The sequence below is a fragment of the Microbacterium sp. genome, from assembly GCF_052102115.1.
GTDB lineage: Bacteria > Actinomycetota > Actinomycetes > Actinomycetales > Microbacteriaceae > Microbacterium.
This window is the reverse complement of the sequence record NZ_JBQDVP010000102.1, coordinates 1-4,356: the sequence shown is the minus strand read 5'-3', so window position 1 is coordinate 4,356 and position 4,356 is coordinate 1. Positions and strand designations below refer to the sequence as shown.

Annotated in this window: 5 protein-coding genes; 4 read left to right on the top strand and 1 reads right to left on the bottom strand. The window is 66.9% G+C overall.

What is annotated here, in order from left to right; genetic code table 11:
* From ACTICP_RS15915 to ACTICP_RS15900, 4 genes are all read left to right on the top strand, one after another.
* Positions 1 to 467: tyrosine-type recombinase/integrase (locus ACTICP_RS15915; RefSeq protein WP_441894026.1), on the top strand; the 467-nt coding region annotated here is incomplete at its 5' end.
* Positions 468 to 492: 25 nt separating this feature from the next.
* Complete coding sequence (locus ACTICP_RS15910; RefSeq protein WP_441894024.1) at positions 493 to 801, top strand: helix-turn-helix domain-containing protein; 309 nt, start codon at positions 493 to 495, stop codon at positions 799 to 801.
* A gap of 392 nt (positions 802 to 1,193) precedes the next feature.
* Positions 1,194 to 2,549 (top strand): hypothetical protein, encoded by a 1,356-nt coding sequence (locus ACTICP_RS15905; protein WP_441894022.1) that lies wholly within the window; start codon positions 1,194 to 1,196, stop codon positions 2,547 to 2,549.
* Positions 2,550 to 2,582: 33 nt separating this feature from the next.
* A complete protein-coding gene (locus ACTICP_RS15900) occupies positions 2,583 to 3,104 on the top strand; it encodes an EXLDI protein (protein ID WP_441894020.1) in 522 nt (173 codons plus the stop codon).
* Between the two features lie 113 nt (positions 3,105 to 3,217).
* Here the strand turns inward: ACTICP_RS15900 and ACTICP_RS15895 are convergent.
* A partial coding sequence (locus ACTICP_RS15895; protein ID WP_441894018.1) for an ATP-binding protein occupies positions 3,218 to 4,356 on the bottom strand: 1,139 nt, incomplete at its 5' end.

Here is a 4,356-nt window from a genome sequence, read left to right as displayed (position 1 = left end):
ATGTGCGGTTCGGGAAGGGATCGCGTGGGCGCGGCTTCAAGGCCCGCCTGGTCCCTGCGATCAACGGTGCTGACCAGCTCATCGACTGGTGGCTGGCCGAGGTGCGTCATCAGTTCGGCGAGGACTGGGACAACCCGGACGCGCCGATGCTCCCTTCTGAACGGTTCGATGATGACTTGGGCCGTTGCGGACGAGTGAGCGACTTCTCGCTGCGGCGGGGCCTGTCGGTCCAGACTGACCGGTTCCTGCCGGCGTGGTCGGGTCGGCTCACGCCTCATGTGCTGCGGCATTACTGCGCCTCCTCGTTGTATGGGTCGGGGATGGACTTGAAAGCGATCCAGGAGCTGTTGGGGCATCAGTGGCTGTCCACGACGTCGGGCTATATCCACGTGCGCAGCGAGCACGTCGAGCTGGCCTGGCGCAACGCCAACCAGCGGGTCGAGGCCCGCTTCGCGGAAGAAAGGTGAGCCGCCCGTGCAGTGGAATCTGAGGATGAGAGCCGCCGAGCGCGGCATCTGGAAGTCCGCCGAGATGCGCCGCCGCCTCGCCGCGGAAGGGCTGGAGATCAGCGCCGGGAAGATGTCGTCGTGGTGGGCTGGGACCCCGCCGACGATCCGGCTGGACGAGCTCGATGTGATCTGCGTGGTGCTGGACTGCACCCCGTCTGATCTGATGGTGCCCGAGCCGGAGAAGGTCGCCGCCCGCCGCCCGCAGAAGGCCGAGACGATCAACGGCCAGAACGGCGCGCCGCCCAAGATCACGCCGCGGTTCGGCAAACCCCGCTCCGAGCCTCCGCTGTGAGTCCAGCGGCGGGCAAGGATGCGGCGCTGCGCGTCCCGCCGCTGTGTAACAGTTGCCAGAGCAAGCGGGTCGCGTGGAGCAAGCCCCGCGTGGACTTCTGCTACGACTGCCTGCCCGGAGGCCCCTTCACCCCGCCGCGCTGCTCGCGGTGCGGAACGGCGAGCGACTACTTCAGTCAGGGGCTGTGCCAGCGATGCCACCCGCGCAGCCCCGAGAGGATCGGTCCCTGCAAGGACTGCCTGGCGTGGGGCGTGTTCCCGCAGCACAACTTCCTGTGCTGGACGTGCCGCTGGTGGCGGCAGCACTACCCGCGAGGCGTATGCGACTACTGCGGTCGAGACACCACGGTCGGTGACCAGGGCGCCTGCCGCCTCTGCCTCGAACAAGCGCGGATGCTGCAAGAACCCGGCCGCGCCCTCGACCTGGCCGGGGCGAACAAGCACGGGCAGCAGCTCTTCTTCGCCAACATGATCTTCCAGCGCCCCAAGACCCGGCGACTGAAGCCCGCGAACGGATGGAAGACGCCCGGCGGCTGGGGCCGGCCCGGACCGCCGCCGAAGAAGCTGATCCTGACCGAATGGGTCCAGCCCGTCCTCATCGACGTGCCACCCGACCCCGAGATGCTGCGCCAGAAGGCGCTCATCGAGAACAGCGAGCTGACCCGATACTGCGCCGCGATCGTCAACGAGCACGCCGAGACATTCGGCTGGAGCGTCCGCCAGCGCAACGACGTGATCCGCTCCCTGCGCCTGCTCCAGACCCTCCGCGACTCTCCGACCGCGAAGATCAGGGCCACTGATGTGCTCCAGCTCCCGCGCTACGACGGCAACATCGTCTCCACCATCGACGTGCTCGCCGCCGCAGACCTCCTCATCGAAGACCGGCCCCGCCCCATCGAGGCCTACTTCACGAAGAAGGCAGCGGGCCTGCCGCCGATCATGCGCGAGCAACTCGAGGTCTGGATGAGAATCCTGCTCGACGGAGCCACGACCGCGCCCCGGCAACGATCCCGCGACCCGTTGACCGTCCGCATCCGCATCCGCTCCGTCGTGCCCGCCGTCACCTCCTGGGCAGAAGCCGGCCACCAGTCCCTCGCCGAGATCACTGCCGCGCAAGTGCGCGCCGCACTCCCCGAGGCCGGAGCCCAACGAGTCCTCACCGAGCAAGGCCTGCGGTCGCTGTTCAAGACCCTCAAAGCCCGCAAGCTCATCTTCGCCAACCCGACGCGCGGCATGAAGGGCACCCAGCACAACAGCACCGTGCCGATGCCGCTGGACACCGCCCTGGTGCGCGAGAAGCTGAACTCGCCCCACCCCGCAGTCGCTCTGGCCGTCGCGCTCGTCGCGTTCCACGCGCTCACCGCGAAGCAGGTCTCCGAACTGCTGCTCACCGACATAGCCGACGGACGCCTCACCCTCGACGGGCGCAGCATCCCCCTCGCCGACCCGGTGCGCGAGCGCCTGACCCGATGGCTCGACTACCGCCAGGCGAAGTGGCCGAACTCGCAGAACCCGCACCTGATCGTCAACCAGCGCTCCGCGCCCCGGCTCATGCCCGCCAGCCGGACCTACCCGTGGCAGCAGGCCGGCATTCGCCCACAGAAGCTGCGCGAGGATCGCATCCTCGCCGAGGTCCACGCCACCGGCGGCGACGCCCGCCGCATCAGCGACCTGTTCGGCCTCGACATCGGAAGCACCAACCGCTACCTCGACACCCTCGAACACCCCGACCTCGGATCGGCGGGTTGACCACTGAAGCGCACTATGCGCATACTTATGTTCATGGCTACCAAGAACATCTATGTCGCAGACAGCGACGTGGAACTCTTCGATACGGCTGCGGATTGCGCGGGAAGCATGTCCGCCGCTGTCGTAGCCGGGCTGCGCCTGTATGTGGAGCGGCACAACAAGGAGACGGAGCGCACCCGAATGACCCAGATCGAACTCGACGTTCAAGACGGCCCGGTCGTCACGACCAAGCGCTTCACAGGTCGCAAGTTGCTCCGCTACGAACTGCGCGATGGCCTGCGAGTCGTGACCTTTCGCGTCTACCTGACTGCGCGGGAGCAAATTGCCATTCACACGCGCAACGACCCCGACTGGTCTCGTCTGTCCTCGCCGAGTGAAGACAACCCAGTCTGGGAAGACGAGCGGACCTGGGACGCTGATTGGTGGTCGACCGGCGAACGCAGCCTCCGAGTCTTCCCCGACCTCGATGCGGCGGCGGCCGAGCTCCCCGCCGAAGTTCTCAACGCCATCCGCAACGCTCTCACCGAGCCTGCCGTCGAAAACCTCGACATCTGAGCAGCACCTGCCGCTGCCAGAATGGATGTTCGCCGAACTTCCACCACCACAGACCGCCGCAGCGTCCTGGACCTTGAAGTTCCCGCCAAAACCGTCAATATTCATCGGAACTTCTAGGTGTTGCCCTTCATTCGTGCTGTGGTGTCGAACGCGGCGAGCTCGGCAGGGTGGAGCTGGTGCTGGACGACGAAGGAGCGTTCTTTGATGCGCCAGAGTCCTTGTCCGGTGCCGAGTCCTGGGAGGAGTTTCTGTTCGGTGCCGGTGAGTCCGAGGGCTGCGGCGGTGGCTCCGAGTTGGTCGGGTTCTTGTCGGTAGATGATCCTGGTCTCCGCGTTCGCCAGCAGGCTGTTCGCGAGTGCGCGCATCGCGGAGCCGGAGTCGCCGACGTTGTCGAGGTCGGTGAGTTTGTGGAAGATCAGCATGTTCGCGATGCCGTAGTGCCGTGCGAGTCGCCATTGCGCGTCCATGCGGCGTAGGAGGGCGGGGTGGGCCATGAGTCGCCAGGCTTCGTCGTAGATCACCCACCGGTGCCCGCCATTTGGGTCCATCAGCGCCGACTCCATCCACGCCGACGAGCATGTCATCAACACCGAGATCAACGTGCTGTTCTCCGCCACCCGCGACAAGTCCAGGCTCACCATCGGCAGCGACGGGTCAAACCTGACCGTCGATGGACCATCGAACAGCCCCGCGAGGTCGCCGGCGACGAGGCGGCGGAGGGCGTGGCCGACGAGCCGGCCGTCCTCTGCCAGCCTCCCGTCGGTGTCGGTCGCGGGGTCAGGGGCGAGGATACGGTCGACGACCATCGGCAGGATTGGCACGTCAGCGGTGCGGACGGTGTCTTGGAGGGCGAGGTCGATCGCGGTGTGCTCCAACGGTGACAGCACCCGATCCAGGACGGTCTCTGCGAGCGCGCCGATGAGTTCCCGGCGGCGGGACGCGACTTGCGCCGCCCATTCCGCATCGCTCACCCCGGATGTGCGGTGGCCTTCATCAAGGGGGTTGAGCCGGTTACGGAGCCCATGCCCGAGCACGATCGCCCGCCCGCCGACCGCCTCCGCGACAGCCGTATGCTCACCCTTTGGATCGCCGGGCACATACACGCGGCGACCAAACGGGATCGACCTCGTGTAGAGGGACTTGGCGAGGGAGGATTTGCCGGAGCCGACGATCCCGGCGAGGACGATGTTGGGGGCAGTGATGAGGCCGCGGGCGTAGAGGGTCCAGGGGTCGTAGACGAAGGAGCCGCCGG

What these genes read in the sequence shown, in the direction of transcription:
- ACTICP_RS15905 (WP_441894022.1), top strand. Translation starts at nt 1,194, where the DNA reads ATGCTGCAAGAACCCGGCCGCGCCCTCGACCTGGCCGGGGCGAACAAG.
- ACTICP_RS15910 (WP_441894024.1), top strand. Translation starts at nt 493, where the DNA reads ATGAGAGCCGCCGAGCGCGGCATCTGGAAGTCCGCCGAGATGCGCCGC.
- ACTICP_RS15900 (WP_441894020.1), top strand. Translation starts at nt 2,583, where the DNA reads ATGGCTACCAAGAACATCTATGTCGCAGACAGCGACGTGGAACTCTTC.